The organism is Bradyrhizobium sp. AUGA SZCCT0105, assembly GCF_018129565.1.
GTDB lineage: Bacteria > Pseudomonadota > Alphaproteobacteria > Rhizobiales > Xanthobacteraceae > Bradyrhizobium.
The window spans coordinates 276,063-294,012 of record NZ_JAFCMK010000002.1; the positions used below are offsets into that span (position 1 = coordinate 276,063).

Genomic DNA, 17,950 nt, shown 5'->3' on the forward strand with positions numbered 1-17,950 from the left:
CGCGGTCAAGTCACATTCCCTGCCTACCGCGGTCCACCCGGGGCATGAATCATGCCTGTGGGGAATAACCATGAAACCGGACGACGCTGGCGCAGCGATGCCGCGCGGCCTAGTCTCGCGCTGGCAGGAGATTTGCCGTGTTGGATAGCTGGATGGGCCGAGGCCAAAAGAGCTCCGACGGCCCCGACAAGGTAGGACTGGGAACGGTTCGCCGGCCGGTGATCGGGCTTGCGCTCGGCGGCGGCGCCGCACGCGGCTTTGCCCATATCGGCATCATCAAGACCCTGCTCGCCCATGGCATCGTCCCCAACGTCGTGGTCGGCACCTCGATCGGGTCAGTGGTCGGCGGCGCCTATGCGGCCGGCCATATCGACAAGCTGGAGCAGTGGGCCCGCAGCCTGCAGCCGCGCAGCGTGCTCGGCTACCTCGACATCCGCCTCAATGGCTCCGGCCTGATCGGCGGCGCCAAGCTGGCCGCCGAGATCGAGGCCGCGCTGGGCCAGGTCATGATCGAGGACCTCACGGTCAAGTTCGCCAGCGTCGCAACCGAAGTCCGCACCGGGCACGAGATCTGGCTGACCCAAGGCCGTGTGGTCGACGCGATGCGCGCCTCCTACGCTTTGCCAGGCATCTTCGCGCCGGTGCTGATCGGCGACCGTTGGCTGGTCGACGGCGCGCTGGTCAATCCGGTGCCGGTTTCGGCCGCCCGCGCCCTCGGCGCCGAGATTGTCATTGCGGCGAACCTCTCCAGCGACGTGTTCGCGCACTCGACCACGATCTACAATCACGGGCCGTCCGCCGCGCCCGAGGTGACGGTCGCGGTGACTGCCGAGGCCGAGATCGAGCCAGAACCGCCGAAGCGGCGGTTCGGCCGCTTCTTCTCCGCCGAACGGACCGTGAAGCGGGAATTTTTCGGCAGCGCCAGCCGGCCCGGAATCTCGAGCGTCATGGTCGACGCCTTCAACATCATGCAGGACCGCATCACCCGTGCGCGCCTCGCCGGCGATCCGCCCGACATGCTGATCTCGCCGCGCGTCGGCCAGATCGGCTGGTTCGACTTCCACCGCGCCGACGACCTGATCGCGCACGGCATTCGCGCGGCCGAACGCGCCATCGGAGCGATCGAGGAAGCCATCGATATCCTGGTGCCGCCGTCCAACGGCACGGGCACCACCGGGAAGTAGCGCTTAGGCGGTCTTGATGTAGTCGCGCAGCGCTTCCTGCTCGTGCTCATATTCCTGCACGCGGCGCTTGACGACGTCGCCAATCGAGATCAGCCCGACCACCTTGCCGTCCTCGACGACAGGGAGATGGCGGAACTTGCCGGTGGTCATCATCTCCATCAGGCCGCTGACGGTATCGGACTCGCGGCAACTCACGACCTTCTTGGTCATCACCGCGCTCACCGGTTCCTCCAGCACGCCCGCGCCGCGCTCTGAGAGCACGCGCACGATGTCGCGCTCCGACAGGATGCCTTCCATCCGGCCCTGCTCCATCACCAGCACGGCGCCGATCTTACGCTCGCCGAGCAGTTTGACCGCGGCCGAAAGCTTCGCGCCGGGCGCGACGCTCATGACCTGATGGCCCTTTGCATCGAGAATGGAACGTACCGTCATTGTCGTCTCCCTGAATCCGTTCGCTCCCCGCATCAGCGGGGTCGAGCCTGTTCGCCAGAGTCTTCAATCAACAGTTCCGCGCAGATTTCGGTTTCGGGGCGCGGTCGGTAGCTGGGCTCGATGTGTCGGCCCGCTTTGTTCTGTGTCGCAAAGATGATGGAGGAATTCGAACCGAGCCGCAAGCGGCGATCAGACGCGGCCGGACTGGTCCAGCGACGACGCATCCGCAGCATCATCTCGCGCACGCGGAATCGGATCGAACAGCGAGAACAGCAACAGCCCGGCGAGGAAGCCGCCGATATGCGCCTGCCAGGCGACGCTCGCGTCCTCAGCACCGAGCGACAGCGAAGTGGCGCCGAACAGGATATTGACGCCGAACCAGATCGCCAGGAACGCGAGCACCCGTCCATTGCGCAGCGCCCGCCATAGCGACAGCGCGGGCACCTTGGCGGCCGCGTCGGCATCGCCGCGGCTGAACGACAGGAAGCTGCCCTTCACAAAGGCGAAGCGCATCGCCGCCGCCATCGTTCCCGACACCGAGGCTGACGCGCCGATCATCGGCGCAATGGCGTGCTCATGGGTCAACAGATGCGCGAGCGCGCCTGCGGCCGCCGTCACCGCCATGAAGACAAAAAACCGCACCGCGCCGAAGCGCCGCGCCAGCGCGCTGCCGAACGGCAGCAGCCACAGCACGTTGAAGCCGATATGGGTGAGGTTGGCGTGCAGCAGCGAATAGGTGACGAAGGTCCAGACCTTGGCGCCGTCTCCGCCCGGGAAGGTGATGTCGAGCAGCGTCGAATCGTAGCGCTTCGGGATGAAGCCGAAGACGTCGATGGTCCAGTTTTCCATCTCCGGCGGCAGCAGCACCCGCAGATGGATCACCGCGATCAGGAGGATGTAGGCGGTGAGCGCCGGCGGCAAGGTCAGGATCGGCTCGCGCGGCGCCTCCGGCGGCGGCTCGAGCGGGGATTCGGGATGGGAGTCCAAGGGGTCGGCGACCTCGCACGCGGCTGTGCATCCCAGATAGGCGGCTTTCATACCGCTGTGCAAGTGCACAATCCCGAAATCGGACACGGGGTGTCCCGCGGCACCAGGATCAAGACAAAAGCGATCGGGACAAAGAAAAGGGAGGGCGCTGAGAACGCCCTCCCTGATCGGCTGGTCTTCTCGTGCCCCAGAGGGATCGGGAGAACATCCCCACCCCTCCCCGCACGGTGACCAAACTGTTTGACGCCACCTATGTACCAACCACGCCGGCGCTTGGGGCAGCCGGCAAACGGGAACGCGCGGACCCTACGCGCAGGTTCCACCGACGCCAAGAACATAGTTAAATTTACGTTAACAACACAAAGCTGCCGATAAGCCGCCCAAACCGCGGCCACGGCATGGACGCTGCACAGCCTTCCCTGCACAACAGAGAAGGGAAGGCGCCTGAGCAAAACCGGGACAGATGTGTCCCGCCGAGCCAGGTGCCGGGCAAGGTTCTTTATATGAAACACAGCTCCAGCCGCGAATTCTTCGCCTATTGGAATGCGAAGCGCGGCACTGCGCGTGCACCCGACCGGAGTGAATTCGAACCGTCCGCGGTGCGCGAGCTGCTGTCCGACATCTTCGTGCTGTCCTATGACGGCGAAACCCGCTTTCCGTTCCGCGTCGCCGGCACCCGCACCTCCGCCCTGCTCGGCTGCGACCTCAAGAACCGCAGCTTTTCCGCCCTTTTCACCGGCGAAAGCCGCGGCGAGATCGAAGACATCATCACCTGTGTCGTCGAAGAGACCCTGCCGGCCATCGCCGGTGTCACCGCCACGACCGAAACCGGCTCCAAGGCGCACCTTGAATTGCTGCTGCTGCCCTTCACCGCCCGCGTCCATATGCCGGCGAGCCTGACCGGCCTGCTCGCCCCGTTCGAGGACGATGTCACCCCGCTGCACGACCTCGTCCTGACCTCGTGGCGCTACCTGCATCCCCAGGAGCGGCTGGTGCCGCGGACCCTGCGCAAGCTCGCAATCGCGCGCGGCCTGATGGTCTACGAAGGACTGCGCTAGCCCCCGATGCCAGCCGCCGCCCGGCGACGGGACAGGCCACGCCGGTCGCTTGCACCGCGGGCCGCGGAACTCTATTAGCTGGTTCGCCGCCATGGCGGGGGTGATCCGCTTATTGCAGCTGCGGCCGGGCTGGGCATGTTTCGCAATTCGATCAGGCAGAAGATCGTCGGCATCGCCGCGGGACTCATCGTCCTCGCGGTGATCACCTCGCTGCTCTCGATGGTGATGGCGGGCCAGGTCGGCCATCTCCTGGATGAGCTCACCAACCGCTACATCCCCGCCTATGGTCATCTCGCCCGCGTCAACATCCGCTCGCTGGAGCGGTCTTTGGCGATGCGCCGGATGATGATGGCGAAGATGCAGGCGCCGGGGGAAGCCAGCGGCTACGACGCGGCGCGCAAGACCTTCGACGAGATCGAGCCGACGATCAAACGCGAGGCCGATGCGGCGCGCGTGCTGATCGATTCGATCATCGCCGATCCCTCGACCCCGTCGGACAACGCCGCCCTCGGGCGCCTCGATGACCGCATCGACAATGCCGTCAACGATCTCTTGATGCGCCTGAACGCCGAGAACAAGACGCTGCTCGACCAGCTCGACGCCCAGGACTTCGCGGCCGCGAAAGCGACCACGCTCCGCGCCGACGTCCTGCGCGACGACTTCAACAACAAGATCGAAGGCATTCGCACCGACATGCTGGCGCAGGTCGCTTCGGCCGCCGCGAAGGTGATGAGTGCCCAGCAGCGGGCGATCATCATCTCCGGTGTCGTGACCGCGATTGCCGCGATCCTCGGCTTCGTGTTCGCGATGCTGGTCGGCAGCGGCATCACGCGCCCGGTGATGCGGCTGCTGGAAGGCACCCGCGAGGTCGAGGCGGGCCGCCTCGACGGCACCATCGCGATCACGACCCAGGACGAGATCGGCCAGCTCTCCGCCGCCTTCAACCGCATGATCGAGACGCTGCGTCACAACCAGCGCATCCGCGAGACCTTCGGCCGCTACATCAATCCGCGGATCGCCGAGGGCCTGCTCGAGCAGCCGGCGATCGCCGCCACCGAAGGACAGCGCCGCATCATGACGGTGATGTTCTGCGACATGAAGGGCTTCACCAGCCTGAGCGAAGGCGTGACGCCGCGCGGCCTCGTCAAGATCATGAACCTGTATCTGTCGACGATGTCCGCGCCGGTCCATGCGCATCGCGGCATCATCGACAAATATATCGGCGACGCCATCATGGCCTATTGGGGCGCCCCCTTCGTCGAGGAAGCCGAACAGACCCATCTGGCCGCGCTTGCCGCCATCGACATGATCGGCCAGGTCAACCAGCTGCGCAAGGATCTGCCCGAACTGCTCGGTGTGCGCGCCATCCCGGCCGATTGCGACATCCGGATCGGGATCGCCACCGGTGAAGTGCTGGTCGGCAGCATCGGCTCCGAATTCATGATGAGCTACACCGTGCTCGGTGACACCGTGAACCTCGCCTCGCGGCTGGAAGGCGCCAACAAGTTCTACGGCAGCCGCAGCCTGATCTCGGAAGCCACCGCGAGCGCCTGCGCCGCGACCATCGAGCTGCGCGAGATCGACCGCCTCGTCGCCGTCGGCCAGACCCAGCCGGTCGCCGTGTTCGAGATACTCGGCAAGAAGGATCAACTGACGCCGGCGCAGACCGAGTTGCGGCAGCGCTACGCCGATGGTCTCGCCGCCTATCGCGACCGCCGCTGGGACGACGCCGAGCAAGCTTTCACTGCGGCACTGGCTGCGGCGCCGGGCGACGGCCCGTCGATCGCCATGAAGGCACGCGTCGCAGCGTTCAGGCAAAATCTGCCGGCGGCGGATTGGGACGGCGCCTGGTACCTGGAGCAGAAGTAGCGGCGGAAGTAACGGCGGTTGTAGCCCGCATGAGTCAACGGCTCGCGCGACATGCGCGCCCGATGACGGGCTCCGCGATATGCGGAAAGAAAGATCCCGGATATCGCTTCGCTCATCCGGACTACACGCATTGACGCTGACCTGCCCTTCACACTGCCCATGTGCGACCGGCCCAATTCTAACACCGATGTTAGTTTCCACTCCGCCATTCGATGGTGCGAACAAAACATTCGGCGCACGTGCACGCGCGACGTTCGGAAGCGACAGTGCGATTGCCGCATCGGCAAACAATTTTTCAGAACGCGCGGAATGTCTCTCGCGATCGGGAGTTAGTGCTTCAGATCAATGACTGTCCACGTCTAGTCGGGAGGTGCGCATGATCAAGTCACCGATGAAGCTCGCAATGCTTACGGCATTTCTGACAGCGCCGATCATCCTGTTCCCACCGCACACTGCCCTCGCCGCCGGTGGAGGTGGTGGTGGCGGCGGAGGAGGAGCGGGCGGCGGAGACTTCTACGGGTCGAGCTACAGCACGCCTGCGCCGGCCTATCCCCAGCAGAAGGACAGAAAGACCACGCACAGGGTCAAGAAGCCGATCAAGCAATCCGGCTTCGATGATCCGGCATTCCGCGACAGCTATCGCGCGGCCTATGCGACGATCTACGAACGCAACGACTACGCCGCCGCGATCGATCAGCTGCACGCGCTCGGCCGCGATGATCATCCTGATGTCGCGAACCTGATCGGTTACTCCTATCGCAAGCTCGGCGACTACAAGCAGTCGCAGGTCTGGTACGAGCGCGCGCTGAAGGCCGATCCCAACCACGTGCTGACGTGGAACTACTACGGTCTGTGGCAGATCGAACAAGGCAACCGCGACCAGGCGCAGTATCATCTGCAGCGGATCGGCGAGATCTGCGGCACCGACTGCGAGGAGTATCGCACGCTGGCAGCCGCACTGGAGAAGCCGCCGGGTACGAACCTCGTCTACTGAGCGCACCGGCGCGGAGCCGACATGAGCGGAATGCGGGATCACTAGATCCGGCCCGGACATCGCATCGCGCGTCCGGGCTGCACGCGCCGTTGGCTTCCTTCGGCGCCGTCCGCTATCGTGGGCACCCGAACCATTTGCGAGTCCGTCATGCCCGATCTGATTGACTTCGGTACGTTGCAGCTCAAATTCCTGCAGAGCAAGGAGACCACCGGCGGCAGCGTCGATCTGTTCGAGATGACGCTGCAACCGAATGCCCGGATGCCGATTCCGCACTATCACGAGAGCTGGGACGAGACGATCTACGGGCTTTCGGGCGTCTCGACCTGGCGGGTCGACGGCAAGGAGATCCACATCGGGCCCGGCGAGTCGGTGTTCATCAAGCGCGGTGTCGTGCACGGCTTCACCAACCGCTCGAACGGTCCGGCGACCTGCCTCTGCCTCCTCAGCCCCGGCGCGCTCGGACCGCAATATTTCAAGGACATGGCGGCCCTGATGGCGGGGGGTGCGCCCGATCCAGCCAGGATGAAAGAGACGATGCTGCGCTACGGCCTGGTGCCGGTCGCTTCCTGACCGCTCGACGCAAGAAGCCTGCACCGCCGGCGGCCCTGCTTAAAACCGCGTCGTGCCGAGCGGCAGGCCGAGTTTTACGCGGCCAACCAGCCCGTAGCTGATCGGGGTCATCGCGACATGCTTGATCGCGGCCTGGACGTCGCGGATCGAACGTTCCAGCGTACCGGTCTCGAAGATCGCGGCCGTGCCGGCGGCCGCCGCGATCATCTCGACGACACGCGCGGCGGTTTCGCCGGCATTGGCGCAGGCGATCCGGTGCAGCAGCCGCGCTTCAATCAGCCGCTCGCCTCCGGCCTCGCTCGCCGCCATCAGCTCCGTCATGTCCTCGACCAGCAGCGCCCGCGCGGAGCGCAGCGCCGTTTCGGCTCGGCCGACCATCGACTGGACCAGTTCACCGTCGCGCAGCTGGCCGACGCCACCGAGCCGGGGCTTCTTGCCCGCGAGCGCGATGAAGGCGTCGAGCGCGCCGCGCGCGATCCCGAGCGGCACGACCGAGACCGTCCAGGAAAACGCCGCGAGCCCCGGCAGCCGGTACGGGATACCCGGCTGGGTCGGCTTGAAGTCGACCAGCGGATGGGTGTGGCTGTCAGGCACGAAACAGTCCTGCATCTCGAAGTCGCAGCTTCCGGTGGCGCGCAGTCCGGACACGAACCAGGTGTCGTGGAGGCGGACGTCGGCGCGATCGACGTAGCAGCAGATCGGCGGGCTGTCCTTGCCGTCGGGCCCCTTGACGCTCGCCAGCCCCATGAACCTGGTCGCGTGGGGCGCGCCGCTGCCGAACGGCCAGCGTCCGCTGACGCGATAGCCGCCCTCGACCTCGACCGCCGTCCCGATCGCCCCGGTGGCGCTCGCGATGAACGCCAGCGGATCGGCGAACCAGCCCCGCACCACCTCCTCCGGCAGATAGCCGCCGGCCCGGCTCATGCCGCCGCCATTACCGACCAGCCAGCCGACCGAGCCGTCGAGCGCGGCGGCCGCCTCGACGATCGTCATGAAGTCGAGCGGCGAGAATTCCGGCCCGCCCAGCGCTTTCGGCAGATACAGCCGAAACATTCCGGCCTCGGCCAGGGCGCGGACCACGGCGTCGGGAAGCCGGCGCTCCCGATCGAAATCCGCCCGTTGCTCGGCAATCAGCGGGGCAAGCCGCTCGAGCGCGGTCAAATGGTCTGCAACGCTGGATCTGGCAGGATCTTTGGCAGGCTGGGGCATGACGCCTTCCTTTCCGAGAGCTGGCAATATCGGGAATTCAGCGCGTGGACGCGAATTTGACCATCGGGCTTGGCGTCGCAGAGGGACCGTCATCTCTTTGTCATGAATTGTGCAGACAGGTTCAGCGGACCAGTTTCGGGGACATGCATGGACTATTTCAAACGCTTCAACTTCCTGTTCGCGGCGCCGGTTTTCGAGGCCGACGACCTCGAAGGCATCCGCTTCAACCAGATCATCGCCGAAATCGAGCGCTCCGGCTTCGAGGTGGTCCGCGCCCGCAAACTGGAAGATGCCGAGATCGCGGTGCAGACCGATGCGGCGATCGGCTGCATGGTGGTCGACTGGGGCAAGAAGGGTCTCGAGGGCAAGACCGCGGCGCTGATCAATCTGATGCGCCGGCGCGGCCTCGACTTCCCGATCCTCCTGCTGATCCGCCGCAAGCGGTTCGAGGACCTGCCGGTCGAGGTGCTCGATTTCATCGACGGCTACGTGTTCCTGTCCGAGGAAACCCCGCCCTTCATCGCCAAGAACCTGATCTCCAGGCTGAAGCAATATGCCGAGAACCTGAAGACCCCGTTCTTCGGGGCGCTGGTCGACTATGCCGAGGAAGGCAACCAGCTCTGGACCTGCCCGGGCCACAATGGCGGCGTGTTCTACAGCCGCAGCCCGATCGGCCGGGTGTTCGTCGAACATCTCGGCGAGGCGGTGTTCCGCGACGACCTCGACAATTCCGTGCTCGATCTCGGCGACCTTCTCACCCATGAGGGGCCGGCGCTGCGGGCGCAAAAGGAAGCCGCCAAGATCTTCGGCGCCGAGAAGACCTATTTCGTGCTCAACGGCACCTCGACATCCAACAAGGTCGCGCTCGGCTCGCTGGTCACCGATGGCGATCTCGTGCTGTTCGACCGCAACAACCACAAGGCCGCGCATCACGGCGCGCTCCTGATCGGCGGCGGCATCCCGGTCTATGTGCCGACGGTGCGCAACGCCTGGGGCCTGATCGGCCCGATGCGCTGGGACCTGCTCGACGAGGGCGCGCTGCGCGACCAGATCCGCAAGCACCCGCTGGTCAAGGACGAGAACGCCTGGAAGAAGGAGCGTCCGTTCCGCGTCGCCGTGGTCGAGCAGTGCACCTATGACGGCACCATCCACTCCGCCGAGATGATCCTCAAGCGGATCGGCCATCTCTGCGACTACATCCTGTTCGACGAGGCCTGGGCCGGCTTCATGAAGTTCCACCCGATCTATTCCGGCCGCTTCGCGATGGGGCTCGCCAATCTCGGCCCCGAGGCGCCTGGCATCATCGCCACCCAATCGACCCACAAGCAGCTCGCGAGCTTCTCGCAGGCCTCGCAGATCCACATCCGCGACCGCCACATCAAGGGCCAGAAGCGCCGGGTCGAGCACCGCCGCTTCAACGAAAGCTTCATGCAGCACGCCTCGACCTCGCCGTTCTATCCGATCTTCGCTTCGCTCGACGTCGGCGCGCAGATGATGAAAGGCCGCTCCGGCGAAGTGCTTTGGGACGACACGATCCGGCTCGGCATCGAGCTGCGCAAGAAGATCCGCGCGGTGAAGCGCGAGTTCGAGGAGAAGGAGACGCGCGCCGAGCGGCGCTGGTTCTTCGAGCCGTTCGTGCCGGACCGCGTGATGATCCCCGACGTCGCGCGCGAGAACGGCGTGCACAATGTCGCCTGGGAGACGATCTCGACCGATCAGCTCGCGACCAATCCGTCCTACTGGCAGCTCAGCCCGGGCGAAACCTGGCACGGCTTCCCGGAGCTGACCGCGGGATTTGCCATGACCGACCCGAACAAGCTCACCTTGCTGACGCCGGGGTTCGACCACGCCACCGGCGCCTATGCCGATCACGGCATCCCCGCCCCGGTCGTCGCGCAATATCTGCGCGAGAACCAGATCGTCGCCGAGAAGAACGACCTCAACTCCCTGCTCTTCCTGCTGACGCCGGGCGTCGAGGCCAGCAAGGCCGGCACGCTGGTGTCCGGGCTCGTCGCCTTCAAGAAGCTGCACGACGACAACGCGCTGGTCGAGGACGTCATCCCCGAATTCTTCCGCCGCCGCCCGCAACGCTACACCGGAGTGCGGCTGCGCGACCTCTGCGGCGACATGCACCGCTTCTTCCGCGACGGCGGCGTCAGCACGCTGCAGGCCAAGCAATTCCTGCCCGAGCATCTCCCGGAGATCGCGATGTCGCCGCGCCAGGCGGCGCAATATCTGATCCGCAACGACGTCGACTATCTGCCGATCGACCAGATCTTCGGCCGCATCGCCGCGACGCCGTTCGTGGTCTACCCGCCCGGCATCGCCACCATCGTGCCCGGCGAGCGACTGTCGGAACGCAGCAAGCCGATGATCGACTACTTGCGGATGTTCGAGGCGAGCTTCAATGCGTTCCCGGGCTTCGAGGTCGAGGTCCAGGGCATCTACAAGGAGATCGACGACGCGGGCCGCGTCCGCTTCTACACCTATGTCGTGTCCGAATAGGCCAGCGGACGCAACACAATGGAGAATGATCACAAGATCACCGTCCGACCCTCGCGCGACGGCGACGTCGATGCGATGCTATCGATCTACCGCTATCACATCCGCCACGGCATCGAGGAGAGCGTCGACGACAGCGGCACGCCGGAGCCCGACGACCTGCGCGACCGCCGCAAGAATCTGCGCAACACCCGCCTGCCGCATCTGGTCGCGCTGTGCGAGGGCGAAGTGGTCGGCTATGCCTATGTGGTCCAGTTCCGCAAGCGTCCGGCCTATCGCTACACGGTGAAGCATTCGATCTATATTCACCACGGCTTCACCGGCAAGGGCGTCGGCGGCCGGCTGTTGCAGGAACTGGTCGACGCTTGTGCTGCGGCCGGCTTCCGCCAGATGATCGGCTACATCGACAGCGACAACGCCGCGTCGCTGGCGCTGCACGACCGCTTCGGCTTTGCCCGCGTCGGCCATCTGCCCGGTGTCGCCTATCGCTACGGCCGCTGGTCCGACACCGTGATGGTGCAGCGCTCGCTCGCCGCCGGCTCGACCGCCCCGCCGCCACCCGCGCCGCTGTCGCGGCGGTGATGGGTGATGGGGGCTGCGCGGCTCCCTGCCATTCGTCGTCCTGGCGAAAGCCAGGACCCATAACCACCGCATTCGGTGATGAACGGGACAGCGGCCCCAGCGTCGCACAACAATTGACATTTGGGGTAATGGGTCCTGGCTTTCGCCAGGACGACGATGAGGATGGTTCTCGATTCAAGGCCTCACACACGCGGTGTCATCACCCGCGCATGCGGGTGATCCAGTATTCCAGAGACGGCTGTGCTTGAGCCGAGAAGCCGCGGCGTACTGGATCGCCCGGTCCATGTGCGCAATTGCGCACAGGCCGGGCGATGACAGATGAGGATGCGATTCAGCCTCGCGCTCTCGCGATAAGCTGCCCTGAGCGCCCTATTCCAGCGTGAACCCGACCCGCAGCGCCACCTGGTAGTGGCGGACCTTGCCGTCTTCGATATGGCCCCGGGTCTGCACCACCTCGAACCATTTCATTTCCCGGACCGTCTTCGACGCGCGGCTGACGGCGTTCTCGATCGCCGCCTCGATGCTCTTGTCCGATGATCCGACCAGTTCGAGGATCTTGTAGACGTGGTCCTTGTCGTGCGTGGTGGGCATGTCGACCTCCTTGGGTGGATGCGCGATCCGGACAATTCGCACTCCGATCCGGACAGTCCGTCGTCCGGTACGGGCTGTCGTCAAACGACGAATGCTGCGCGGCAACACACCGGTTGACTTGAATCAACGTGTTGCGGCGCCTTTGGTGCCAGCATGCATTTGGTGCCAGCCGGGCGCCTGGCTTTGTCCGCGCCATGACCTATGGTAGCATGGTTTGACCAAGTATTCGGGAGCGATACGATGTCGACAGCGTCCAGCTCACCCGCCACACCTCCTCACAGCCTCGGATCCGGGCTTGCCAACCTTCGCGCCAAGTGGGGCTGGATCGTCGCCCTTGGCGTGATCTACCTGATCGCAGGCGTGCTCGCCTTCGGCAGCGTGTTCTTTGCCACCGTCGTCAGCGTGCTGTTCGTCGGCGCGATGATGATCGTCGCCGGCGTTGCCGAGATCATCAACGCATTCCAGTTCAAGACCTGGGGCAAGTTCCTGTTCTGGCTGCTGCTCGGCGCGCTCTATGTCGTCGCGGGCTTCATCACCTTCGAGAACCCGCTGCTCGCCGCAGCGACCCTGACGCTATTCCTCGGCATCGCGCTGGTGGTCTCCGGCATCGTCCGCATCTTCCTGGCGTTCGGCATGAACTCGGCAGCGCCGTGGGGAATGGTCGCGATCTCCGGGCTGATCACGCTGGTGCTCGGGGTCATGATCCTGGCGCGCTGGCCGGTGTCGAGCCTTTACGTGCTTGGCATCTTCCTCAGCGTCGACCTGATCTGCGCCGGCGTCAGCTGGATCAGCATGGGCATGGCGCTGAAGCAGCGAGCGTGACGCGCGAATGTAGGGCGGGTTAGCGACAGCGTAACCCGCCGCAAATCTCACAGGCGGAACGATGGCGGGTTACGCTTGCGCTAACCCTCGCTGCAGTTCTCCCTGCAATGCTCAGGGCTGCGCGAGGTGCCAGGCGCCGTTGAGAAAGCCGTCGCCGGTGATGTCGCCGGCCTTCTGGTCCTTGGCGAAGGTATAGAGCGGCTTGCCCTTGTAGGCCCACTGCTTCGAGCCGTCGTCACGCGCGATGATGGTGTAGCCGCCTTCGGCCTTGTCGCTGGCTTCCGCCTTCAGCACCGGCCAGTTCGTGGCACAGGGGCCGTTGCAGGCCGACTTGCCGTCGCTGTCCTTGTCGAAGGTGTAGAGCGTCATGCCCTTGGCGTCGGTCAGGACTGAGCCCTTCGCCGTGGTGCCGGTCTTGGTCGGCGGCGCGGCAAAGGCGGCGGACGCGAGCGCAAACGAAGCGGCAGTAGCGAACGCGAGTGCGAGCGTTGTCTTCATGGTGTCTCCCTTTCGAATGCAAATGGCTTGCATGCGTAGGACGCCGGAGGACGCACCGTATTCCGTTGGCTGCGCGCGAAGAATTTTCGGCCGAGAGACGGGCGTGAGGGGAATAAAGGCGAGAGCGCGTGCCGATACCGGCCCGTAGCCCGCATGAGCAAAGCGATATGCGGGAGACTATCCCGGATATCGCTTCGCTCATCCGGGCTACAGCACCTGATGCTTACCGTCTGATCTCCTCTGCCGCGCGCACCAGCGGGCGGTCGGAGAGCTGGATCGGGCCGGAGAACGGCGTGCTCATTTCGAGGATCAGATAGATCGCGGCCGAGATCAGCGCCGCGGCGGCGATATAGGTCGAGACCACCACCGCATTGCGCGGCGCGCGAAACCCCAGCGTCGCGAACATCAGCGTCAGCCACCCGACCAGGATGCAGATCAGCGGTGACGGGAACGACCCGTCGGACTGCTCGACAAAGGTCCAGCGCTGCTGCACCGCCTGCCGATAGACCGAGCGGGCGTCGTTCCAAAGCGCAATCCTCTGCTCGTCGTTGAACTTCAGCTCGCGGAGACTGTTGCCGACCTCGTCGAGCAGATGTTCGGACACCTCGTTCGCGCGCGAGATCGGGGCATCCTTGAGCGCCTGCTCGACATAGGCGAGCAGCCGCTTGCGCGGCTCGTCGGCGCTGGGGCCGAGCGGCCGCAGGCTGCGGTCGAGCAGGATGAGGTCGGTCGCGAAGACGTGCAGGTTGCGGTCAACCGCCGCATAGGTGTTGGCCGAATTGTTCATCATCAGACCGAGCAGCAGCGACGGCATGGTGACGAACAGGGTCGCGACGAGGCGTACCGAGGTATTGGTCTCGTCGCTGCGGTGATGGTCCTGGAGCCGGCCATGGATCGCCATGGTGGCAAGCGCGGCGCCGCCGAGCAGCATGAAGATCAGGATGGCGACGACGACTGCAACCACGGCTTGCAAGGACCTGCGAGAGAATCAGGTGCGCAGGATAGCAAGTGCCGCGCGGCGGCGCATGTCCGGTTGACTGGCCTTCCCTACGCGCTATCAGTCCGGAGCGCTTTTGGGGCGTCCGGCGCGCCCGAGGAGAGAAACAGTGCATATTGTCGACGACCGCGAGGTCAACCGCGTCCTGACCTTTCCGATCCTGATCGAAGCGATCGAGGCCGCGCACCGGCGGCCGAAGATCGCGGTCAAGGACGGCTATCTCGGCGACGACAGGGGCCAGCAGCTGGTGACCCGCAGCGCGGTCGATGCCGGCCGCTTCATGATGACCAAGCTCTACACCAGCTTCCCGGGCAACCTCGCGCACGGCAAGCTGCCGGCCGTGCAGGCGGTCTGCGTGCTGTTCGACGGCAATGACGGGCGGCCGCTGGCGGTGATGGACGCCGCCGAGATCACCCATTGGAAGACCGCCGCGGACTCCGCGCTCGGCGCCAAGCATCTGGCGCGGCCGGATGCCGCGACGCTGCTGGTGGTCGGCGCCGGCGAGATGGCGCACTGGCTGGTGCGCGGCCACCGCACGGTGCGGCCGCAGCTGAAGCGGGTGCGGATCTGGAACCGGACGGCCGAGCGCGCGTACGAGCTCGCCGCACAGCTTGACGGCGACGGCATCGCCGCCGATGTCGTCACCGATCTCGACGCCGCGACACGCGAGGCCGACATCATCACCACCTGCACCCGCTCGCGCGAGCCGCTGGTCAAGGGCGCGAACCTGAAGCCCGGCGCCCATCTCGATCTGGTCGGCGGCTTCACCCCCGACACCCGCGAGTCCGACGACGAGGCGGCGCGGCGCTCGCGCATCTTCGTTGACCGAAGGGAATCCGCCTTCGACGGCGTCGGCGACATTCTGGCGCCGATCGCGAGCGGCGCGATTAAGGAGAGTGACGTGCTCGGCGATCACTACGACCTCGCGACCGGCAAGGTCGCCGGCCGCCTGTCCGCCGACGACATCACCTTCTTCAAGAACGCCGGCGGCGGGCATCTGGACTTGATGACCTGCGAGACGGTGTTCGCACAGTTGGGGAAAGAGCTGAGGTAATGTGCATAAGTTTTCGACTAGACGCTTCGCGCCTTTCACACTGATCCGCGCTAGGCATCATACTTGCCGAGATCAGAGCGCTTTTTGACGTGCATAGGTCTGTCGTGCCATTCATTCAAGGTCACGAAGCGAAAAACCTTTTCCTTCATGGTCGTCAATGACGGAGATGCCAGCCTCTTTTCGAGCTGTTGTAGACGGTCGAAGTATTGGCTGGCAACATTGCGAGCCGCGGCGGTTTGCTTGTGTCGCAGGAGCGCTGAGATGTGGCCATTCGCCAGCGTAACGATGGGATAGATATCGCTTTCGATCGCCGACGCATCTTGAAGTTTGAGAGCCTTGACTGCTTCGTCGATAAGAACCCTTGTCAACGTATCGTACGCTGCACGATTCTTAGCTACGCGAAGTTGGACGTCAGCCAGCGCATGAACAACATACGGATTATCGGGATAAGCCTTCACCGACATGCGCAACTTATCGATTGCGCCCGTCAAATCGTTGATCTCAGCGAGGTACAGACCGTATTGAAGCCAAAAGTGGCCATCCAATTGGAATTCCACCTCGAATTCGGCGTATATTTCCTGGCCTGAAGCCCTATCCCCGTGCCGGTCGGCGTGCACAAAAATGAAGTCATGATTGAGTAAGAATTTGAATAGCTGCGAGTCTAGCCGATTGACGCTGCGAACTATCGGAATGTTGTACTTGAGGTATGTACGCAGTATCGACTTAATTACGGCAGAGAACTCTGCAAAAGTCGCGATGTTTTCCACGATATGCCGTACGTAAAGTTCGTGACGAGCGTAAAGCCTTCTATTATCGGCTTGATCGACTATGCCCTCAAGGGCAGCGAGGGCAGCCTCAAATGAGCGCCCCTTAGCGGACGTGCCGTAAGCCTCAATCGCGCCCTCTCGGCTAATTCCGACGCGCGCCATTGTCGATAATCCGACAATCAGCAAAAGAAACTTCGTGTCTTGATCAGGTAAGTTCTCAAACTCGTCCGTGATAATATCGGTAAAGTTCTGCGACTCGGTTGCCTCTCTTAACGCGATTAGGAGTTGGCTGCCCGATTCGGCCAACTTCTTGTGCTGATCTGCGCGGCTCAACTTACGAAATCGAGGCGAAGGAACATACTGAATAAGCCGATCGATAAGCGGGTCATAATCTTTCCTGCCGAAACGTTGAAACGTAAACGGCTCGATATCAGGAAGATTTCGGGCCAGCCGATCTCGCCACTCACCGGATCTCGCGGTCGATACGACCATTACATCCTGACCCGACAAAACATCGAGATCTTCGCGAAAGGCGTCGCCGAAAAGAAAAAGGTCCCCGATATAAACTATCGTTTTGCGGTCGCTGACTTTGCGCAACAATTGAAACGCTCGTCTTGCAGATCGCACGTCAGGGCTCAGCTCGAATAGATCTACGTCCTGGTGCTCATGTATAAAACGCAGCAAAGTCATCATGACCGCGGTGGTCTTCCCACTCCCGGATTGACCGGTAACGATGAACAATCGCTGGTTGGCGCCGACAGCAGCGGAGAGGGTCTCGTAAAGCTTGCTACATGCCTCCAATTGAACTGGAATATCTGATGACGCGATCCTCCAACTTGGAGGAAACCCGCGCAGAAATTGTCTCGCCATGGTCGACTTTGCAGTGGCAGACATGCTGCCAAGGGCTTGGCTCAGCTGTTGGTTCGAAACATGGTGCAGGAAGTGCGCAGCGGCCATATCCTCGCGGGTCAAGGAGTCCAACGCTTCGTTCGAATAATTGTTGTTTTCCGCAACAACCTGTTTAGGCGCTCGCCCTCCGGGCAAATTCACGGATAGCCAATTGGAGAACTCTTCGAGCGTCCCCCTAAGGTGAGTTATGCCTCGAGCCCTAAGACTCCCGACCTCAATCGGACTCAATTTGTCAGGAGTAACGAGGAATGCTCGTCCAAAGTTCGAATTTGCTTCTCGACGCGCGCGCTCGAGCTCCGCGTTCAAAATCGGCTCTTGTAGCGAAGAACCGATGAAAACCGGGCAAAATGCCAGATAATCTTGCGCTGCGCGGTTGTACCAATAATGCTTGTCCGACTTCAGCCAAGTAGCATACTCGGTTTCTGTAAGAATAAAGCCGTGTTCCGGTTTGGTAATCTCACCGTGGAGGAAGACGACGTGGAGCTGCTCAAGCCCTTCTAATTCGGCAGCTTTGTCGATTAGGCCGTTATAGTAGCGTCGATGCTGGACGGAGCGCCGCCTCACGTTCAACAGCGCATCGTCGATATTCCATGTATAAACTCGTCTCCAGCTGTACGAGAACAAGTGCTCCAATTCACTGGATGGTATGATTCCGACATACTCTCGGCGCAGCAAGTCAATCAATTGCGCTCTGCTCAGTACCGAGCTTGTGGCGGCAAGGACATCGGTTAATTTTTCACGATTGTAAGGCATGCCGGCGCGCTCAGCGACCACCTTCGCAAGATTCAGCCCGACCTTAACGTCTTCGCCTTTCGAATTTTTGCTGCTGGCCGAGGCCCCAGCTCCAAGAATGAGAATTACTTCGCCAAGCTTCATAGAGGTGAGCAAATATTGCTTGTCCGCATCGTCGATTTGCATGATCCCC

At 63.4% G+C, this 17,950-nt stretch carries 16 protein-coding genes; 9 read left to right on the forward strand and 7 right to left on the reverse strand.

All coding sequences use genetic code 11. The features are described 5' to 3' along the window. Positions 1–152: 152 nt before the first annotated feature. Positions 153–1,184 (forward strand): patatin-like phospholipase family protein, encoded by a 1,032-nt coding sequence (locus JQ573_RS10320; protein ID WP_249131584.1) that lies wholly within the window; start codon positions 153–155, stop codon positions 1,182–1,184. Positions 1,185–1,187: 3 nt separating this feature from the next. Here the strand turns inward: JQ573_RS10320 and JQ573_RS10325 are convergent, their stop codons facing one another. Both JQ573_RS10325 and JQ573_RS10330 read right to left on the reverse strand, forming a co-directional pair. Next, positions 1,188–1,616, reverse strand: a complete 429-nt coding sequence (locus tag JQ573_RS10325; protein WP_092115142.1) for a CBS domain-containing protein — start codon at positions 1,614–1,616, stop codon at positions 1,188–1,190. Between the two features lie 189 nt (positions 1,617–1,805). Continuing rightward, positions 1,806–2,603 (reverse strand): rhomboid family intramembrane serine protease, encoded by a 798-nt coding sequence (locus JQ573_RS10330; RefSeq protein WP_212309840.1) that lies wholly within the window; start codon positions 2,601–2,603, stop codon positions 1,806–1,808. A gap of 503 nt (positions 2,604–3,106) precedes the next feature. Here JQ573_RS10330 and JQ573_RS10335 point away from each other — a divergent pair. The 4 genes from JQ573_RS10335 to JQ573_RS10350 all read left to right on the forward strand — a co-directional run bounded on the left by JQ573_RS10335 (position 3,107) and on the right by JQ573_RS10350 (position 7,094). Then, positions 3,107–3,661, forward strand: a complete 555-nt coding sequence (locus JQ573_RS10335; protein WP_212310732.1) for a PAS domain-containing protein — start codon at positions 3,107–3,109, stop codon at positions 3,659–3,661. Between the two features lie 135 nt (positions 3,662–3,796). After that, on the forward strand, positions 3,797–5,530 hold the full coding sequence (locus tag JQ573_RS10340; protein ID WP_212309841.1) for an adenylate/guanylate cyclase domain-containing protein: 1,734 nt from the start codon (positions 3,797–3,799) through the stop codon (positions 5,528–5,530). A 376-nt stretch (positions 5,531–5,906) separates the two neighbouring features. Further along, the gene (locus JQ573_RS10345; RefSeq protein ID WP_212309842.1) at positions 5,907–6,524 is read left to right on the forward strand and encodes a tetratricopeptide repeat protein; all 618 of its coding nucleotides are present in this window, start codon (positions 5,907–5,909) and stop codon (positions 6,522–6,524) included. A gap of 147 nt (positions 6,525–6,671) precedes the next feature. Further along, a complete protein-coding gene (locus JQ573_RS10350) occupies positions 6,672–7,094 on the forward strand; it encodes a cupin domain-containing protein (RefSeq protein WP_212309843.1) in 423 nt (140 codons plus the stop codon). Between the two features lie 39 nt (positions 7,095–7,133). Here JQ573_RS10350 and JQ573_RS10355 read toward each other — a convergent pair whose 3' ends face one another. After that, positions 7,134–8,303, reverse strand: a complete 1,170-nt coding sequence (locus tag JQ573_RS10355) for an acyl-CoA dehydrogenase family protein (protein ID WP_212309844.1) — start codon at positions 8,301–8,303, stop codon at positions 7,134–7,136. Between the two features lie 147 nt (positions 8,304–8,450). On the opposite strand from JQ573_RS10355, the gene JQ573_RS10360 reads away from it, so the two are divergent. Further along, positions 8,451–10,808 carry an Orn/Lys/Arg decarboxylase N-terminal domain-containing protein gene (locus tag JQ573_RS10360; protein WP_212309845.1) on the forward strand — a complete coding sequence of 786 codons (2,358 nt, stop codon included), beginning with the start codon at positions 8,451–8,453 and terminating at the stop codon, positions 10,806–10,808. A gap of 18 nt (positions 10,809–10,826) precedes the next feature. After that, positions 10,827–11,387, forward strand: a complete 561-nt coding sequence (locus JQ573_RS10365) for a GNAT family N-acetyltransferase (protein WP_212309846.1) — start codon at positions 10,827–10,829, stop codon at positions 11,385–11,387. 369 nt (positions 11,388–11,756) lie between these two features. Here the strand turns inward: JQ573_RS10365 and JQ573_RS10370 are convergent, their stop codons facing one another. Further along, positions 11,757–11,978, reverse strand: a complete 222-nt coding sequence (locus JQ573_RS10370) for a dodecin (RefSeq protein WP_212309847.1) — start codon at positions 11,976–11,978, stop codon at positions 11,757–11,759. Between the two features lie 240 nt (positions 11,979–12,218). Here JQ573_RS10370 and JQ573_RS10375 point away from each other — a divergent pair, with 240 nt between their 5' ends. Continuing rightward, positions 12,219–12,800, forward strand: coding sequence for an HdeD family acid-resistance protein (locus tag JQ573_RS10375; protein WP_212309848.1), 582 nt, complete (start codon positions 12,219–12,221; stop codon positions 12,798–12,800). A gap of 111 nt (positions 12,801–12,911) precedes the next feature. Here JQ573_RS10375 and JQ573_RS10380 read toward each other — a convergent pair whose 3' ends face one another. Further along, entirely contained in the window at positions 12,912–13,298 is a 387-nt protein-coding gene (locus JQ573_RS10380; protein ID WP_212309849.1) for a hypothetical protein, read from the reverse strand. Between the two features lie 223 nt (positions 13,299–13,521). Next, positions 13,522–14,262: a hypothetical protein gene (locus JQ573_RS10385; RefSeq protein WP_212309850.1), complete on the reverse strand. Its 741-nt coding sequence runs from the start codon at positions 14,260–14,262 to the stop codon at positions 13,522–13,524. A gap of 142 nt (positions 14,263–14,404) precedes the next feature. Here JQ573_RS10385 and JQ573_RS10390 point away from each other — a divergent pair, with 142 nt between their 5' ends. Continuing rightward, positions 14,405–15,349 carry an ornithine cyclodeaminase family protein gene (locus JQ573_RS10390; protein ID WP_212309851.1) on the forward strand — a complete coding sequence of 315 codons (945 nt, stop codon included), beginning with the start codon at positions 14,405–14,407 and terminating at the stop codon, positions 15,347–15,349. Positions 15,350–15,399: 50 nt separating this feature from the next. On the opposite strand, the gene JQ573_RS10395 is transcribed toward JQ573_RS10390, so the two are convergent. After that, positions 15,400–17,943, reverse strand: coding sequence for an SIR2 family protein (locus JQ573_RS10395; protein ID WP_212309852.1), 2,544 nt, complete (start codon positions 17,941–17,943; stop codon positions 15,400–15,402). Positions 17,944–17,950 lie beyond the last annotated feature (7 nt).

Coding starts and splice junctions, on each gene's coding strand:
- JQ573_RS10320 (WP_249131584.1), top strand. CDS start 153: ATGGGCCGAGGCCAAAAGAGCTCCGACGGCCCCGACAAGGTAGGACTG.
- JQ573_RS10325 (WP_092115142.1), bottom strand. CDS start 1,616: ATGACGGTACGTTCCATTCTCGATGCAAAGGGCCATCAGGTCATGAGC.
- JQ573_RS10335 (WP_212310732.1), top strand. CDS start 3,107: ATGAAACACAGCTCCAGCCGCGAATTCTTCGCCTATTGGAATGCGAAG.
- JQ573_RS10340 (WP_212309841.1), top strand. CDS start 3,797: ATGTTTCGCAATTCGATCAGGCAGAAGATCGTCGGCATCGCCGCGGGA.
- JQ573_RS10345 (WP_212309842.1), top strand. CDS start 5,907: ATGATCAAGTCACCGATGAAGCTCGCAATGCTTACGGCATTTCTGACA.
- JQ573_RS10350 (WP_212309843.1), top strand. CDS start 6,672: ATGCCCGATCTGATTGACTTCGGTACGTTGCAGCTCAAATTCCTGCAG.
- JQ573_RS10355 (WP_212309844.1), bottom strand. CDS start 8,303: ATGCCCCAGCCTGCCAAAGATCCTGCCAGATCCAGCGTTGCAGACCAT.
- JQ573_RS10360 (WP_212309845.1), top strand. CDS start 8,451: ATGGACTATTTCAAACGCTTCAACTTCCTGTTCGCGGCGCCGGTTTTC.
- JQ573_RS10365 (WP_212309846.1), top strand. CDS start 10,827: ATGGAGAATGATCACAAGATCACCGTCCGACCCTCGCGCGACGGCGAC.
- JQ573_RS10370 (WP_212309847.1), bottom strand. CDS start 11,978: ATGCCCACCACGCACGACAAGGACCACGTCTACAAGATCCTCGAACTG.
- JQ573_RS10375 (WP_212309848.1), top strand. CDS start 12,219: ATGTCGACAGCGTCCAGCTCACCCGCCACACCTCCTCACAGCCTCGGA.
- JQ573_RS10380 (WP_212309849.1), bottom strand. CDS start 13,298: ATGAAGACAACGCTCGCACTCGCGTTCGCTACTGCCGCTTCGTTTGCG.
- JQ573_RS10395 (WP_212309852.1), bottom strand. CDS start 17,943: ATGCAAATCGACGATGCGGACAAGCAATATTTGCTCACCTCTATGAAG.